At 43.4% G+C, this 16,348-nt stretch carries 16 protein-coding genes and 2 pseudogenes; 11 read left to right on the forward strand and 7 right to left on the reverse strand.

Annotation, left to right across the window (positions count from 1 at the left end; genetic code table 11):
• Positions 1 to 455: 455 nt before the first annotated feature.
• Complete coding sequence (locus BN161_RS00535) at positions 456 to 1,427, reverse strand: AraC family transcriptional regulator (RefSeq protein WP_044262117.1); 972 nt, start codon at positions 1,425 to 1,427, stop codon at positions 456 to 458.
• Between the two features lie 70 nt (positions 1,428 to 1,497).
• On the opposite strand from BN161_RS00535, the gene uxuA reads away from it, so the two are divergent.
• The 6 genes and pseudogenes from uxuA to BN161_RS30975 form a co-directional block, all read left to right on the forward strand.
• The gene (gene uxuA / locus BN161_RS00540) at positions 1,498 to 2,670 is read left to right on the forward strand and encodes a mannonate dehydratase (RefSeq protein WP_044262118.1); all 1,173 of its coding nucleotides are present in this window, start codon (positions 1,498 to 1,500) and stop codon (positions 2,668 to 2,670) included.
• A gap of 25 nt (positions 2,671 to 2,695) precedes the next feature.
• Complete coding sequence (locus tag BN161_RS00545; RefSeq protein ID WP_007215389.1) at positions 2,696 to 3,511, forward strand: SDR family oxidoreductase; 816 nt, start codon at positions 2,696 to 2,698, stop codon at positions 3,509 to 3,511.
• Positions 3,512 to 3,658: 147 nt separating this feature from the next.
• Positions 3,659 to 4,582, forward strand: coding sequence for an Rpn family recombination-promoting nuclease/putative transposase (locus tag BN161_RS00550; protein WP_044262120.1), 924 nt, complete (start codon positions 3,659 to 3,661; stop codon positions 4,580 to 4,582).
• An 846-nt stretch (positions 4,583 to 5,428) separates the two neighbouring features.
• Positions 5,429 to 5,683 (forward strand): hypothetical protein, encoded by a 255-nt coding sequence (locus tag BN161_RS31125; protein ID WP_044262121.1) that lies wholly within the window; start codon positions 5,429 to 5,431, stop codon positions 5,681 to 5,683.
• Positions 5,684 to 6,146: 463 nt separating this feature from the next.
• Positions 6,147 to 7,544 (forward strand): RtcB family protein, encoded by a 1,398-nt coding sequence (locus BN161_RS00560; protein ID WP_044262124.1) that lies wholly within the window; start codon positions 6,147 to 6,149, stop codon positions 7,542 to 7,544.
• Positions 7,545 to 7,550: 6 nt separating this feature from the next.
• Positions 7,551 to 8,011 (forward strand): annotated as a pseudogene (locus tag BN161_RS30975) (poly(A) polymerase); the annotation flags it as partial.
• Positions 8,012 to 8,027: 16 nt separating this feature from the next.
• On the opposite strand, the pseudogene BN161_RS30900 reads toward BN161_RS30975, so the two are convergent.
• Together BN161_RS30900 and BN161_RS00575 are read right to left on the reverse strand one after the other, a co-directional pair.
• Positions 8,028 to 8,419: pseudogene (locus BN161_RS30900) on the reverse strand (HEPN domain-containing protein).
• On the reverse strand, positions 8,416 to 8,730 hold the full coding sequence (locus tag BN161_RS00575; RefSeq protein ID WP_044262128.1) for a nucleotidyltransferase domain-containing protein: 315 nt from the start codon (positions 8,728 to 8,730) through the stop codon (positions 8,416 to 8,418). The pseudogene BN161_RS30900 and the gene BN161_RS00575 overlap by 4 nt, the downstream one beginning before the upstream one ends.
• A gap of 43 nt (positions 8,731 to 8,773) precedes the next feature.
• On the opposite strand from BN161_RS00575, the gene BN161_RS00580 reads away from it, so the two are divergent.
• Complete coding sequence (locus BN161_RS00580) at positions 8,774 to 9,352, forward strand: Crp/Fnr family transcriptional regulator (protein ID WP_044262130.1); 579 nt, start codon at positions 8,774 to 8,776, stop codon at positions 9,350 to 9,352.
• Between the two features lie 77 nt (positions 9,353 to 9,429).
• Entirely contained in the window at positions 9,430 to 10,242 is an 813-nt protein-coding gene (locus BN161_RS27900; RefSeq protein ID WP_125910708.1) for a DUF4377 domain-containing protein, read from the forward strand.
• A 76-nt stretch (positions 10,243 to 10,318) separates the two neighbouring features.
• Here the strand turns inward: BN161_RS27900 and BN161_RS00590 are convergent, their stop codons facing one another.
• Positions 10,319 to 11,224 carry a DUF6268 family outer membrane beta-barrel protein gene (locus BN161_RS00590; protein WP_044262131.1) on the reverse strand — a complete coding sequence of 302 codons (906 nt, stop codon included), beginning with the start codon at positions 11,222 to 11,224 and terminating at the stop codon, positions 10,319 to 10,321.
• Positions 11,225 to 11,316: 92 nt separating this feature from the next.
• Here BN161_RS00590 and BN161_RS00595 point away from each other — a divergent pair, with 92 nt between their 5' ends.
• The 3 genes from BN161_RS00595 to BN161_RS00605 all read left to right on the forward strand — a co-directional run bounded on the left by BN161_RS00595 (position 11,317) and on the right by BN161_RS00605 (position 14,168).
• Positions 11,317 to 12,387: a sensor histidine kinase gene (locus tag BN161_RS00595; protein WP_244436364.1), complete on the forward strand. Its 1,071-nt coding sequence runs from the start codon at positions 11,317 to 11,319 to the stop codon at positions 12,385 to 12,387.
• Positions 12,388 to 12,390: 3 nt separating this feature from the next.
• A complete protein-coding gene (locus BN161_RS00600) occupies positions 12,391 to 13,134 on the forward strand; it encodes a LytR/AlgR family response regulator transcription factor (RefSeq protein ID WP_044262136.1) in 744 nt (247 codons plus the stop codon).
• Between the two features lie 143 nt (positions 13,135 to 13,277).
• Positions 13,278 to 14,168, forward strand: a complete 891-nt coding sequence (locus BN161_RS00605) for a YitT family protein (RefSeq protein ID WP_007212615.1) — start codon at positions 13,278 to 13,280, stop codon at positions 14,166 to 14,168.
• A gap of 69 nt (positions 14,169 to 14,237) precedes the next feature.
• Here BN161_RS00605 and BN161_RS00610 read toward each other — a convergent pair whose 3' ends face one another.
• The 3 genes from BN161_RS00610 to BN161_RS00620 are packed head-to-tail and all read right to left on the reverse strand — an operon-like array spanning position 14,238 to position 16,329.
• The gene (locus BN161_RS00610; RefSeq protein WP_044262138.1) at positions 14,238 to 14,894 is read right to left on the reverse strand and encodes a DUF3256 family protein; all 657 of its coding nucleotides are present in this window, start codon (positions 14,892 to 14,894) and stop codon (positions 14,238 to 14,240) included.
• A gap of 50 nt (positions 14,895 to 14,944) precedes the next feature.
• Positions 14,945 to 15,415: a GAF domain-containing protein gene (locus BN161_RS00615; protein WP_044262140.1), complete on the reverse strand. Its 471-nt coding sequence runs from the start codon at positions 15,413 to 15,415 to the stop codon at positions 14,945 to 14,947.
• Positions 15,416 to 15,432: 17 nt separating this feature from the next.
• Entirely contained in the window at positions 15,433 to 16,329 is an 897-nt protein-coding gene (locus BN161_RS00620) for a DMT family transporter (RefSeq protein WP_044262142.1), read from the reverse strand.
• Positions 16,330 to 16,348: the final 19 nt, after the last annotated feature.

Consider the following 16,348-nt stretch of genomic DNA (forward strand, 5'->3'; position numbering starts at 1 on the left):
GGCATATAGGAACGGAGAAGCAACTGCTTCCCCGTTTTTTTATTCCCTCAACGCAGCAGGCTCCGATAGTTCACAGTTATATAAGCGTGGGCTTACACTTATATAAGCGTGAGCCCACACTTGCACAACCGTAATGCCACACTCCGTCGTCTCCAATGCCACACTTCAACAGTTTAAACATGTGGCATTCAACGGACTAAGATGTGGCATAGAGGAGAATAAAGTGTGGCATTTGCCTCGCTAACCACAGGCAAAAGATATCAGAAATTCACAATCACAAGACATTCGAGTCATGACACTCATCTTGGCAGTATTCCCGTTAATAATACATAAATTTGCTATTGACAAAAGGCAACGATTATCTGCCGGAATCAGTAAACATTATTTTTAATTTGAAGCAAATCACAATAAAGAATGTTTCATTGTGAACAGAATTATTTCAAAAACATTCCCTATTATTTCATAATATTACTCCTGTACTGCGTCGGCGTCAGATTAACCAACTGCTTAAACGTGCGATTGAAATGAGTGATCGAATCGAAGCCGCATTCCACAGCTATCTGCGAAATATCCATCTCTCCCAATGCTAACAATTTACAAGCATATCCCACACGCATTTCCATCACATACTGCAAAAGCGTCTTCCCTATATTCTCCTTAAAGTAACGACAGAAGGCGCTGGAGTTCATGCTCGCCATTCCGGCTATTTCATTCAATTTGAGGTTACGGGTGTAGTTATTGTTTATAAAGGAAATGATTTTATCAATCCGCTTGTTCCCCAGCGTAGGAAACTTTTCGTAATAATGCAGACTTGCCAGCGTCCTTCTTTGCGGACTGACTGCCAGCTCCTGCAACAAATCCAGCAACCCACTTATCTGGTGAAAACCACTTAATGAAAGAAAGCCGGAAAGCAACTCCCCTACTCGGGTTGCATCCTGTTTCGGAAAGATGATACCTCTCTTCGATTCCTCCAACAGCATTTTTATTTGCTGAAACTGAGGGTAATAATCAAAGGAATACTGCATAAAGTTCTGCTCAAACTGAATGATAGTCCCTTGCACGCGTGAAGTGGCGTTCTCCGAACCATAAATATCATTGCTCCGCATGTAATGGGGCAGATTAGTACCGAACAGAATCACATCACCCGCAGAGAACTTCTCAATGCAGTCGCCTACAAAGCACAGACCATGACTCTCCTTTACATAAATGATTTCATACTGACTGTGGAAATGCCACGGATAAGTGAAACGATCATAATCGTAATGCCGTGCCTTGATCGGATTCGACTCCGATATAGGCAACTTTTCATTTATAATCGGTCGGCGCATATATTCTGCAAAGTTTAATTCACACACAAAGATAAGGAAAGACAATAGAAATGCTACCGCATACATGCAAAAATCCGCATATATTCTGCAAATATCCATTTATCACAGCATTATTTTTGCACGTATATTTGCAGTCAAGAATCAGTTAAACTATTAATATATAAATGTTATGGAAAAAACCTGGAGATGGTTTGGCAAGAAAGACAAAATCACGCTCGACATGCTGCGGCAAATCGGCGTGGAAGGAATTGTGACTGCCTTGCACGATGTACCCAATGGTGAAATATGGACCGAAGAGGCTATCAACGATCTGAAAACCTATATCGAGTCTTACGGCCTGCGCTGGTCTGTAGTAGAAAGCCTACCTGTTTGCGAGGCGATCAAGTATGCCGGACCGGAACGTGAACAGTTGATAGAAAACTATAAAGTCAGTCTGGCAAACCTGGGCAAGTGCGGTGTGAAAACCGTATGCTATAACTTTATGCCCGTTATCGACTGGATACGCACGGATTTGCAACATCCCTGGGCAGACGGCACTTCGTCACTCTATTTCGACCGTGTTCGCTTCGCTTACTTCGACCTTCGAATCCTCGGACGCGAAGGAGCCGAAAAGGACTACTCCGCCGAAGAACTGGCAAAGGTTGCAGAACTGGACAAGACCATCACCGAAGCAGAAAAGGATGATCTCATCGACACGATCATCGTAAAGACGCAAGGTTTCGTCAACGGAAATATCAAAGAAGGAGATAAGAATCCGGTGAACATTTTCAAGAAGCTGTTGGCCCTCTATAAAGGTATCGACCGTGATATGCTACGCGAAAACATGTGTTATTTTCTCTCCGCCATCATGCCTGTCTGCGAAGAATATGGTGTGAATATGTGCGTGCATCCTGATGATCCTCCGTTCCAGGTATTAGGTTTGCCGCGCATTGTCACCAACGAAGCGGACATCGCCTGGTTCCTGAATGCAGTGGATAACCCGCACAACGGACTGACCTTCTGCGCCGGTTCCCTCAGTGCAGGCGAGCATAACGATACTCGTGAACTGGCAAAGAAATTCGCTAAACGTACTCACTTTGTCCACCTGCGCAGCACGGCTGCCATGCCCGGAGGCAACTTTATAGAGAGCTCGCACCTGACCGGACGCGGACATCTGATTGACCTCATCCGCATCTTTGAGAAAGAAAACCCGGGACTGCCTATGCGCGTAGACCACGGGCGGATGATGCTGGGTGACGAAGACAAGGGATATAACCCCGGATATTCATTCCACGGCCGTATGCTGGCATTGGCACAGGTAGAAGGAATGATGGCAGTGGTGCAGGATGAAATAAACAATTAAAAACTAATAATTAAATAAGGAGATTATGAACGAACAATTCAGTATTGCAGGTAAAGTAGCCGTTATCACCGGTGCAGGTGGTGTATTGGGTGGCAGCATTGCCAAATGTTTCATGGAGCAAGGCGCCAAAGTAGTAGCCGTTGACATCCGCCAGGAACAACTGGACAAACGTGTAGAAGAACTGAAAGCTTACGGTGAAGATGTGATCGGCATCGTAGGTAATGTATTGGACATCGCCAGCCTTGAAAAATTGGCTGATGACATCGTTGCCAAATGGGGACGTATCGACATCCTGCTCAACATTGCCGGTGGCAATATGCCGGGTGCTACGCTGGCTCCCGACCAGAACTTCTTCGACATGGACGTTACCTGCTGGGAGAAAGTGACTAATCTGAACATGAACGGAACCGTTTATCCTTCTATGGTATTCAGCAAAGTGATGGCTAAGCAAGGTAAAGGCTGTATCGTAAACGTATCTTCCATGGCTGCTTACAGCGCTATCACCCGCGTTCCGGGTTACTCGGCAGCTAAGACAGCTGTTGCTAACTTCACTCAGTGGCTGGCAAGCGAACTCGCACTGAAGTATGGAGACGGCATCCGTGTGAATGCTATCGCTCCGGGTTTCTTCATCGGCGACCAAAACCGTGCCGTGCTTATCAATCCTGACGGTTCGCTGACAGACCGCAGCAAGAAAGTTTTAGCCAAAACTCCGATGAAACGCTTTGGAGATATCAACGAACTGAACGGCGCCGTACAATTTCTGTGCAGCGATGCGGCAAGTTTCGTGACGGGTGCATTGCTGCCGATAGATGGCGGATTTAGTGCATTCAGCGGAGTATAAAAAGTTACACCATATTTTTTCCATACAAAAGCTGTTTCAGAATTTTGAGACAGCTTTTGTTGTTTAATAAAAGAATGCGAACGTGCACTTAAAATAAATCCATATCCACCGTTTGATATTCAACATTTTCCAGTTACCTTTGTTGAAATGAAAACAAAACAAGAGAAAGGAGACGAACTTATGGCTGGTAATTATATTCGTTTCGATTGGGCAATGAAGCGTCTGCTGCGCAACAAAGCCAATTTTGGGGTACTGGAAGGATTCCTAACTACCCTTTTGAAAGAAAACATCAAAATTCAGAAACTTCTGGAAAGCGAAAGTAATCAAGAGGATGAGTTTGATAAGTATAATCGTGTGGATATGCTTGCTGAAAATTCGAAAGGCGAACTTATCCTGATTGAAGTCCAGAATAACAATGAATATGCTTACTTCCAGCGCATGCTGTTCGACACTTCCAAGCTTGTGACGGAATACATCAATCGTGGCGAAGGATACGATAAAGTACGCAAAGTTTACAGCGTTAATATCGTATATTTCTCCCTAGGCAATGGAAAAGATATCGTATATCATGGCAAAACAGAGTTCCGCGGCATCCATGAAGGGGATATTCTGGAACTAACTCCTTTTCAGAAACAGACTTTCAGTGTTGATACTGTCAGCCAACTTTATCCCGAGTATTATATTCTGAAAGTAAATGATTTCAATCAGGTGGCCAAAAGCCCGTTAGAGGAATGGATTCATTATCTGAATACAGGTGATATTCCCGACAGCGCTACTGCTCCCGGTTTAGAGGAGGTTCGTGAACACCTGAAGATAGACAGGATGACTAAAGACGAGTTGAAGGCCTATTATCGGCATTTGGATAATATTGTTATCCTCCGAGACAACATCTATACGGAACGTGCAGAAGGACGCGCAGAAGGGCGTGAAGAAGGACGCGCAGAGGGGCGTGAAGAGGGGCGTGAAGAAGAGCGTTATAGTATAGCTCTTTCCCTAAAAGAACTCAATACTCCCATAGATGTAATTATTAAATCTACTGGTCTTTCCGAAGAAGAGATTGCTACATTATAAAGAATTAGCTTTTTACTTGTTGACGGAATTAATTCCTTTCTGTGCAGAGGGGAGTTAACTCCGTCAACGAGTTTAAGACAGACCGCAGGATGTAACGGCCTTTACCTCATATTGTAACGACTTTTATCTCGGTATGTCACGACCTTTACCTCTGTATGTAAATAGAGTTACCGTGTGGGGTTAATAAAGTGACCCCAGCATGTTAATAAAGTTACCATTTAGAGTAATTGGTGCTCTTCCTATATTAATTCAACTATAAACTCGCATTATTAATCTTTTTCGCTTATATTTGCAATGTACTTCACAACGAAGTACATTTTATAGAATTTAGTTTAGTCTCCATACTGAAACTGCAACTTCAAAAATGGACAAGCCTAAACTGAAGGGTCATTCGTATGTTCAACAACTTACGATATGCGCACCTATTCAGTTTATTAGCTTGTCCGGGTTGTTGCAGACCTCAGTAGGGATGGTAAACTGTTTTAGGTGCGTTCCTTTTAACAGTATTGAACATGCAAACACCCATTATCAAATCCTACAAAGTACTCACGAGACAAAACTCCCGATGGTACAAGATAATCCTGTTTATACAACAAGGAAAAACATCTGCCATGTATATCATAAAAACGCAGGATCATGAGGTTCTTGAAACTCTCAATTCAACTTGTCTCAAAGAAATAAGAGACAAAATACAGTTTGTCGGTAATTTAATACTCGGCAAACCTCAGTCCAGTCCTATCCATCTGACATTCTATTGCAGATTTATTCATTTAGAGCATCAGCATTACTCATGCCCAATGAAGAACTATCATATAGACTACATATTATAACTCAATTTTAAATACTATGAAATACTCATCACACCCCTACAACAGAAGGAAACTAAATTTCTTCCTCTTTATACACATTACTGCTTTCTGCATGTACATGATATTGATTCTGGTACTCGTTGTCCTTCGCCTTATATTGGAAGAAAAATACAAGGTGATAGATTCACTTCAAAAACAAATACAACAGTATAAAGAAATACCCACTACTCCCATATCCCACGAATACAGGAAGTGGTGGGATGATTATAGCTTAAAAGACGATCATCGCTAACTTTATCTCTTAAAGTTTACCTATTCTTTAGAATATCTTTGACCTAATCAGTCCGGACAATGCCATACAGACTCCAAGGATTGATGCTGTAAGAAGATACTCTAACTGTTTACATCTGCAAAAAAACGTTCCTTTTCCTTGCATACTTTAAAAAGATGCATTACTTTTGCTACTGTTAAACACAGTATTCACCCCTTTAAAACTGAAAGAAAGGGACTAATTTATGTTGGAACTATAATATCTCAGCCAGGACTAAGTTGACTCATCGGGATGATGGGGCTTTGCAATTTTCTTGATTAGTCCTACAATCACATTTATAATTTTATTATTATTCACTTCAATGCAGTGGACAGATAGTGTTGTACCTATCATCATCCCATGCATTGGGTACAAACGCATATTGCACTGCCCCGTCGCGAGGCGGGCAGCCCATGCCGTATGCGTACACATGAAAAAAGAAAATATGGGAATACGATTAAAAGATTTAAGTAAGCTGGGATATAGAGACAATGTAGCACGCAGTCTGGCAGTAGCCATTGTCGGCAAACATTGCAAGCACCAAAGCAAAGAACAGATTATCAAGACACTGAGCGACGTGCTGGAAAACCCCGATACTTATAAAGAGAATGAGACATGGGGCAAACTGGCCGAACACCTGTCCCCCACCCTCATCGAAAAGAAGTTCACAGCATACGACTTGCTCGACGAGCCGTTGCCCTATAAAACCTATGGCGGCAAGTTCATAGAAACCCTTGCCAAACAGCAGATGAACCTGGCCATGAAGCTCCCCGTCAGCGTAGCCGGGGCACTGATGCCCGATGCACATGCCGGATACGGTCTGCCCATCGGCGGTGTACTCGCCACGGACAACGCCGTCATCCCCTATGCCGTAGGGGTGGATATTGGTTGCCGGATGAGTTTGACGGTGTTCGATGCCAAAGCGGATTATCTGAAAAGATACTCACATCAGATAAAAGAGGCGTTGAAAGACTACACTCACTTCGGCATGGAGGGCGGCCTGACCTTTGCACAAGAACATGAAGTGACAGAACGGGAAGAATTCCGTTTAACACCTCTTCTGAGGGGCTTACGCGGGAAGGCCATCCGTCAGTTGGGCAGTTCCGGTGGTGGAAATCATTTCGTGGAGTTCGGAGAGCTTCTTCTGCAAGGAGAAAATATGCTGGGACTGCCCGAAGGCAATTATATGGCATTGCTGTCACATTCCGGTTCGCGCGGACTGGGAGCCGCTATTGCCATGCATTACAGCCGGATAGCCCGTGAAGTCTGCAAACTTCCGCGTGAAGCGCAGCATTTTGCCTGGCTCGACTTGAACTCGGAAGAAGGACAGGAATACTGGATGAGCATGAACCTGGCAGGCGACTATGCCCGTGCCTGTCACAAACAAATTCATCTGAACCTCTCGAAAGCTCTGGGACTGAAGCCAATGGCGAACGTGAACAATCATCACAACTTCGCCTGGAAAGAGGAGATTGCACCCGGACGCACTGCCATCGTGCATCGCAAAGGGGCTACTCCTGCACAGGCTGGGCAACCGGGACTTATCCCCGGAAGCATGGCAACTCCCGGTTATCTGGTAGCAGGTCAGGGTGTGGAAGAGTCATTATGTTCCGCTTCGCACGGTGCCGGACGGGCTATGTCACGCCAGAAGGCAAAGGAGAGTTTCACCCAGTCGGCCATGAAGAAATTTCTCTCGCAGGCCGGGGTCACACTGATTGGAGGCAGCATCGAAGAGATGCCATTAGCCTACAAGAACATCGACCGGGTGATGCAGCCCCAAGAGACATTGGTAGAAGTGCAGGGCAAATTCATGCCGCGCATTGTAAGGATGAATAAAGAGTAAGAGGCAAAGGCACGAAGCTTTGCAACAGATCATGCCCGCTTTCAGTACTTTCATGCTGAGGATGGGTATATAGATTATATTCCACATGATAATTTCCGGTGTGAAGTTATCTTATTATCCGGTTTGCCAGGAATGGGGAAAGATCATTATATCCGTACATTGCCACAGGATATTCCTGTGATAAGCCTCGATGCTATCCGGCGAAAGTACAAAGTTAACCCTACTGATAAGGCTGCCAATGGCAGGGTGGTACAGAAAGCTAAGGAAGAAGCTCGCAACTGATTGATTTATTCCTCACTTACGGGGTTAAAGTGAAGATTCTTTATATCGAAAAGCCGTATGCGGTATGGAGGAAACAAAATCGTGAACGGGAATTTATGGTTCCGGAAGCGGTACTGGATACAATGCTCGGGGAGCTGGAAGTTCCGCAACTGGGGAAGGCACATGAAGTGGTGTATTCTGTCTGACAGTAGGCAAGATACATCACTCTTTGTTTATCAATTGTTCCATTGCATTAATAAAGGCCTCAGCCCGTGGACGAAGTGTATTTACCAAAGCAAGATCACAATATGCAAAGTCACTATAATCACTTGCCTGACGTTTTTCAAATAGAAGGCTAAAGGTTGCGCCATGATCTAAGCTCAAATGCCCGGTGCGAACAAAATACATAGAAAGTTGTGTCTTTACGCCATTATGTGTATTGGCTTCTATCTCACAATTTAACAGCAGTGCAGAAGCAGTATAATAGCAAGCATAATAAAGACGGTTAACGGCTGCATTGTGTTATAATCAGCTTCTTTCAGGGTTTCATAAGCACGTTCCAAACGATAATTCACAATGGCGGCACGACTTTCGGAATCAAGTTTTTCTTTCATAACACGATCCCTTCCTTCATTACATTAATGCTGAATGGGGTCGTGATTCTTTCCCATACACGACGCAACACTACCATCGGGCTGATAATCACCCCGGTCTCCACTTCCACTTCATACAAATGACGGGTAATCTCCAATTCACGTTCAGGTGCCAAATGATCACCATCCAGCAATATGAGTAAGTCTATATCCGAATCTACCTGTGCATCTCCCCGAGCTTCGGCCCCATAGAAAATGGTCTTCGCATCAGGAGCAATGCGATGCGAAAGAAGATTGCCTTGCTTTTTTTTATAAGACTGACATAGAAACAGATGAATTTCATGTACATTTGTTCAAATAAAAAATAGTACGCTTATGGGAGAATTCAATATATACAATGAAATACTCGATTTTAGTGATTTCATTCATCTGTTTCTTAGTAAGGGTAAGAGAATTACCTTAGAAAAGAGCGAGTATTTTTGCAGGGCAGAAGAGAATTTCCCTTTTGTAGCTTATCTTGAGAAAGGTGCATTCAGATATACCTGTGATGATTCCGATGGAAAAGAGCATATTTTGTCTTATGCATTTGAGAACGAAATTCTCGGCAATTATTCGCCTTTGCAGAACAATAGTTATGCAATTTCCAATATACAAGCTATTCAAAGCTCCGTTATATATATGCTTTCTATATCTGAAATAAATTCATATTTCAATAGTAGTATGGAGACTCAGTTTCTTGGCAGAAGGATAGCAGAAGTTGTTCTTTTTTCAATGGCGCAGAGGCTCAAGTCTCTGTATTGCGATACTCCGGAAGAACGGTATTTATCATTAGTTACAAAATGTCCTGACGTACTAAACAGGATAACACTCAGAGAAATGGCTTCATATTTAATGATAACACCGGAAACCTTAAGCCGGATTAGAAAAAGAATTGTATTGAAAAGAAAATCTTGATTCAAATCAAGGTTTTTATCCTTTATTTTGCTCTACTTTGCAGCGAAATAATTTTGTACCTTAATTCGATCAGTATTATGAGAGCAAAAGAAAGATTTGGAATAATGTTATTACTTCTTTACACACTCTGTTTTATTAGTTGTGATAAGGACGATAACAATGTAGAGAATATCGTTACCATGTCCGTATCGCCTGAGTTAGTATGGATAAAAGCTACACCTTCAACTCCAACCCATCCTCGTGTTCAAATTATGGAATGTAGCATTGAGGGGAATAATGAAAAACTATATATAGCTCCAGATCAAATAGAAGGCTTTGAGTATAATAAGGGATATGATTACAAGTTAAAGGTTAAGATAAGCCCTCTTGAAAATCCCTCCACTGATGGCTCCACAGTCAGGTATGAATTAAGAGAAATTATATTCCAACATAAAGCACCATTTAAGATTCAACTTACGTATGCGGTTGATGCAGAACTCAAAAGCATCATAGAAGATGATTTACGGAATACCTCATCGTACCTTGTCGGCAGCGGTTATGTATTTAATGAGGCACTCTCAACGTGGGTACTTGTAGATGCAGATTATACTCCACTATTAAATGGGATATATCACAGAGAAAACGGTCCTCATGCAGAACTTCCTACTTCCTATAAATTGTTACCACCAGATGCGCAAATCGTTACGCATGTAAAATGGACCTTTATCTTTCAATCGGGCTCTGAACAAATGATACGCCCGTACGATGCCATTATCACTCAAATTGCCGGCTCTTCTTTCAATCGTCTTTGGTTTTACGAGGATTTGACTGAGTATTATAAGACAAAATATCCGGATGCCGGAGTTAAGGGTGTTGTGCGCGTACAGCGTCTTAGTTATAACAATCGCTGATTAATCCCCTCCGCGTAGCCCTATCTACCTGCATGGAGGGGATTAAACCGAGCTACAATGTTTTCGGAAATACAACTTACTGCAATACAATACTTACCGAGAAATACGGTGCTATCTGGAAACAAGGATCATATTCCCTCCCCATCGCCTTAAAGAACGCTGACAAGCTTCTGCCATCATAATAAGCATTGCGCACCGCATTTATCCCCACCGTAACAGGCAAAAAAATGTGCTTGGAAACCTTGAATTCAGGACGGAAACCTACCACAATGTACTGGTGCGTAAAAATCTTATCATCACCATTCAACTCTGTCAAAGCCATCTGCCCACCCATTTCCGTAATGAAATTAATGCTGAACGTTTTGTTCACATTATACCCAACCGCAAGGTTAGCTCCATCCAAAGCCGAAAAGCTGCAAGTCAGTTTATGCCCATAATTCCAGTTTACGTATAATGCAGGAAACGCCATAGGATAACCGAAAGCATTGTTCAATGCCAAACCCGCACCCAGTTCCAGATTAGGGAGTATACGCCTGACAAAGACCAACCCCGCACTTCCCAATACGTTCCGGAAACGTAAATGCGAAAACCGTGTATCATCCGTATATACACCGACACCGACGCTTACCATCATCGACCATTTCTCACTCAAAGGCCGCACATGGAAAAGCGACATCTGCAAATTCAGAATCTCGGACAACACAAGAGGCTCTGCAATATTCTTATTATTCAGAGACGCATAATCTCCCGAAAGTCCGATACCCCATATCGTAGGCTGATTGCTTTCGTTCTTTTTCATCGACAGAGGCAGATTGGCACTTCCGTGATAGACCATAGCGGAACCTTTACTGTTACCCACTTTCTGATTGTGTTCATCCCGATAAGCCGATGTACCGAAATACTCTGTTTTAATAGTGATCTGTGCAGTGCATTCCACAGAAAGCTTTAAAACTAAGACCGTTGCAATAGATATCCACTTCATTTTTGCTCTTTCTTTTAATGATTTGTATGCCACAAAGATTGTCAATATCAATGCGAACGAGGAAATCTTTTTGACCAAACCCCGGCCTGCTTATGACGAAACGGATAAGCAGCAACCACTTTATCCCTTATCTTTGCAACATGAAGAAACATCAGACTTTCAAACCGCGGCAGCTCTCTACTATCTTTTGGCTACTCATTGCCGGCACTTTCTGGATACAATTCCTCAATATGTCGACCAGTATATGCGAAGCAACGCTTCTCACCATCTGCATAAGTGGCAGTTATATGCTGGTGAACCAATATCTATGCAACCATCTGCTGAAAAAAGCGATACGCACCAAGCAGATGAAACCTTTCTGGATATTGTTTATAGTGCTTTGCATCCCCACAAGTACACTGGTAGCTTCCTACTTCGTTCTCTTCCAGTATCTTGAACAAACAGGTATGTTCCCTGTATCCAACATCTTCGTAGAGGGAGAAGAGAGCCTTCTTTTCAACTCTATCCTCTTGCTACCGGGTACATTGGTTATTAATCTCGCCTTCTGTGGCCTGTGCTTCTATTCGGAAAACCTGCAATTAGAAAAAGAGAAATCTCAATTCCTCTTCCAGACATTACGGCAGCAAATCACCCCTCACTTCATGTTCAATGTGTTGAATCACATCAACATCCTGATACAGGATAATGCGCCTTTAGCTTCCTCCCTGTTAGAGAAATATTCCGATATCCTGCGCTACCAATTGTATAACGGTCAGAAAGATCTTATCAGCCTGGAACAGGAGATAGAATTCCTGCAAAACTACATAGCGATAGAAAACATTCGCTGGGAAGACAAACTGGCCGTAAGCACCGAATGGGAAGTAGAAGACGGCAGCATCGAATTCCCGCCTTTGTTATTACTGACATTCATAGAAAATGCCTTTAAACATGCATCGCACACACCCACGGAGAAAGGACAAGTACAGATACGGCTCAAACAAAATGTCCATCATATCCTTCTTGAAGTCGGCAACACCAGTTCCCCGCATCTGCAACGACCAGGCACCGGACTGGGACTGGCCAATGCAATCAAACGACTGGACATCCTGTTTCACAAGAAGTACCAGTTGTCCGTCAACCAAACAGATGCCTATTATCAAACCTCACTTAGCATTGAAATATAAAAGATGAAAGACTCCCCTGAACAACAACCCCTGAAATGCCTCATCGTAGACGACGAACAAATCGCCATCAAAGGCATTGCCAACCACATCAGCAAACTGGACTTTCTCACAGTCAACGCCACCTGTTCTTCTGCACTCGAAGCAAGAGGAATATTAGAAAACCAGTCTATCGACCTCATGTTTCTGGATATCAATATGCCCTATCTTTCCGGCATCGATTTCCTGAAATCATTGGATGAAGCACCGTTGACCATACTAACTACCGCCTACTCCGAATATGCCCTGGAAGGCTATCAACTCAATGTTGTTGACTACTTACTGAAACCAATTTCTTTTCAGCGTTTCTTCCAGGCAGTGACCAAGGCCGCCCATACCTTCAGAACCCAACTCTTACTGCAAAATAATGGAATAGAAGAAACCGCCCGGGAAATGTATATCAGGCAGGGGGATGCATTTACCCAGATATCCTGGAAAGATATACTATATGTAGAAGGTATGCAGAACTATCTGAAACTGCACTTCAAGTCCAAAACTCTCGTCATCCATCAGACCATGGCTTCACTGGAAGAAATTCTGCCTCAAAGTGCCTTCTTCAGAATACACAAGTCTTTCCTTGTAAACCTCTCGCACATCGATTCCATTGCCAAAGGAAGAGTCTTCATCAATGGGAAAGAACTTCCAGTTTCAGCTCTGCGACGGGAGGAATTACTGCAAACAGTAGTCTATAAGAATTTAATCAGCAAATAAAAATTAGGCACATCCCTTCATGAACCATGACGGATTAGACAAGATTTCCGAATATTACATCTATCTTTGCAGGCGTAAACAAACAACGCACATTTTATAGAGAAAGTTTCTAAAACTCATTACCAAACTTACGCATAAAACAGATGAAAACAATCGTAAACGTCCCTACTAAGCAAAGCCTGATTCGGGAAACAAGAGATTATTTAATGATCGCCCTCGGATTAATTCTTTATGGTATAGGCTGGACAGTATTTCTGTTGCCCAATGACATTACCACCGGAGGAGTGCCGGGTATCGCCTCCATAGTCTATTTCGCCACCGGCTTCCCTGTGCAGTACACTTATTTCAGCATCAACCTCATCCTGTTACTACTCTCCATCCGCATCCTGGGCTGGAAGTTCAGTATCAAAACAGTGTTTGCCGTATTCACCCTGACATTCTTCCTTTCCATCATTCAGAGACTGGCAAGCGGCGTGGTCTTACTGCACGATCAGCCTTTCATGGCGTGCGTCATCGGTGCATCCCTCTGCGGAGGCGGCATAGGCATCGCCTTTTCTTCCAACGGTAGCACAGGCGGAACGGATATCATTGCCGCCATCATCAACAAATACCGGGATATCACATTAGGCCGTGTAATGCTGATCTGTGACCTGATTATCATTTCTTCCAGTTACTTTGTGTTGAAAGATTGGGAGAAGGTGGTTTACGGTTATGTAACCCTGTACATTTGCAGTTTTGTTCTGGATCAGGTAGTGAACAGTGCCCGGCAATCCGTACAGTTCTTTATCATCAGTGAGAAATATGATGAAATAGCCCGGCACATCAATGTATATCCACACCGGGGCGCCACCGTCATTAATGCTTCCGGATTTTATAGCGGTAAGGAACAAAAGATGTTGTTCGTACTTGCCAAGAAGCGCGAATCAACAATTATTTTCCGATTGATAAAGGATATAGATCCAAATGCATTTGTATCACAAAGTGCGGTAATCGGAGTATACGGGGAAGGGTTCGACAGAATAAAGGTGAAATAGCTACGAGTTACGAGTTACGAGCTACAAGTGACAAGTAGTTTCAAAGTGCGATAGCAAAACACAGCGCAGCTACTTGTCACTTATAGCTTGTAGCTCGTAGCCACCTTCTTTCCAAATATACACTACAGGGCGGCGGAGATACGGTTTCAGTTTCTCTGCCGCTTCTTTATCCATATAGTCAGTAGTTGTAAAAGTAAAGGTCAGTGTATTGTCCTTTGCAGAAAGATCGGCTTTCATCAGCAACATATCTGCCTGTTCGCCGGCATCTCTCACTTCATAATCCATCACCGTATCGGGTAATGACAGGAAATCTTTCATTACAGGAGGCGTGAGGAAAGAAGAAGCGGGCAATTCTTCCCAACCGGTGGTATAGAAATGGACATCACTATCACAAGCAGGGGCACAAGCTGTAGATACGGTACAGATTACTTTCGTGCTGTCGCTCGTAGCCAGCAGTTTCATTTGCCAGGAGCTTTGCGGTGTCATCTGGATACGGATATAGTCGGGAGCAAGCTCCGTCATTTCCGATTTGCCGCCAAAACGGTTGGTTACTTCCGCTTTCATCTTACTTTCAAGGAAGTCGATACAGTCGGCACGGTTCACGGCAGTAAGCAACGGACTGAGGCTATCGGGCATATTTTTGAAAAAGGTTTTAGCTTCCTGGGCTTGCAGAGAACACGTCCAGGCACAAGCCAAACACAAAAACATAGTCAATTTCTTCATCATATTATTTTTCTGTTATTCCTATTTTGTATTTTATTACTTCAACACAATCTTCAGAGCCAGGAGCATATCTCTTCAAGAAAACGTGCATCTGTTTCGTCAAAGGTATTCAGGCTTTCACTATCTATATCGAGCACACCCCACACCTCGCCATTCTCACGAATCAACGGAACAACGATCTCCGAGCGCGACAACGAACTGCAAGCTATATGTCCGGGGAATGCATCTACATCGGGCACCACCAACGTCTCCGCCTTAGCCCATGCCGTGCCGCAAACACCCCGTTCTTTCCGGATACGTGTGCAGGCTATCGGTCCCTGAAAAGGGCCCAATACCAGTTCTTCTTCTTTCACCAGATAGAATCCCACCCAAAAGAAACCGAAAGTCTCTTTCAGCGCAGCCGAAACATTTGCCAGATTGGCTATAAGGTCATTTTCACCTTCAATCAGGCTCTTTATCTGGGGAAGCAAAGTCTGATACTTTTCAGCCTTGCTGCCATTGCTGATACATAAATCTTCTGCCATATATTCTATCTTGAGATTTATTTACTTCCCAAATATAAGAAGAACATTCCAATCAATACCAAAATGAGGTCGACAGCCTTGCTTTTTAAATTCTTTTCACGGAAGAAGAGCGCTCCGAAAAGGAAGGAAACCACTACACTGCCACGGCGAACCATTGAGACTATGGAAATCATGGAGTCTTCATAACTCAGGGCATAGAAGTAGGCAAAGTCGGCGGCACTGAGGAAGATGGATATCAGGATGATGGTCCAGTCCCAACGGAAAGGGGTACTTTCTTTTCGCTTGGGATACCACAGCAAAAGAATGATGGGACACATTATAAATACCTGATAAACATTATACCACGACTGCACCACCATAGGATTGAATTGCTTCATCAGATACTTGTCATAAAGTCCGCTGATAGCTCCGGTGATGGCAGCCAGCACGATGAAGTAAATCCATTTGTTATGTTTAAAGTCAATGCCTTCCTTCTTACCGGAACGACTCAGCATAAAGAAAGAAAGTATGGCAAGCATGACTCCGATCCATTGATACAGGTTCAGACGTTCACCGAATATCAGCATGGCACCCACCAGCACCATTACAGGGCGGGTAGCATTAATCGGGCCGACAATCGTCAACGGCAAATGCTTCATGCCAAAGTAACCGAATATCCAGGAAGATAGAACGATAAACGACTTGACAATGATAAACTTATGTACTTCCCAGCCTACAACAGGCACTTCAAACATTGTTCCGTTCAAAGCAGGAGTAAAAGCGGAAATCAGTATGAAAGGAAGAAATATCAGGCTGGAGAATACCGTATTCAGAAACAGAACGGGAAGCACAGCATTATCGCGCAATGATTTCTTCTTAAATGCATCATAAAAACCCAGCAAGGCAGCTGAGAGAAAGGCGAGTAATAACCACATGGTTCTTAGTTAATTAATT

Origin of the sequence: Bacteroides timonensis (assembly GCF_000513195.1) — a bacterium.
GTDB lineage: Bacteria > Bacteroidota > Bacteroidia > Bacteroidales > Bacteroidaceae > Bacteroides > Bacteroides timonensis.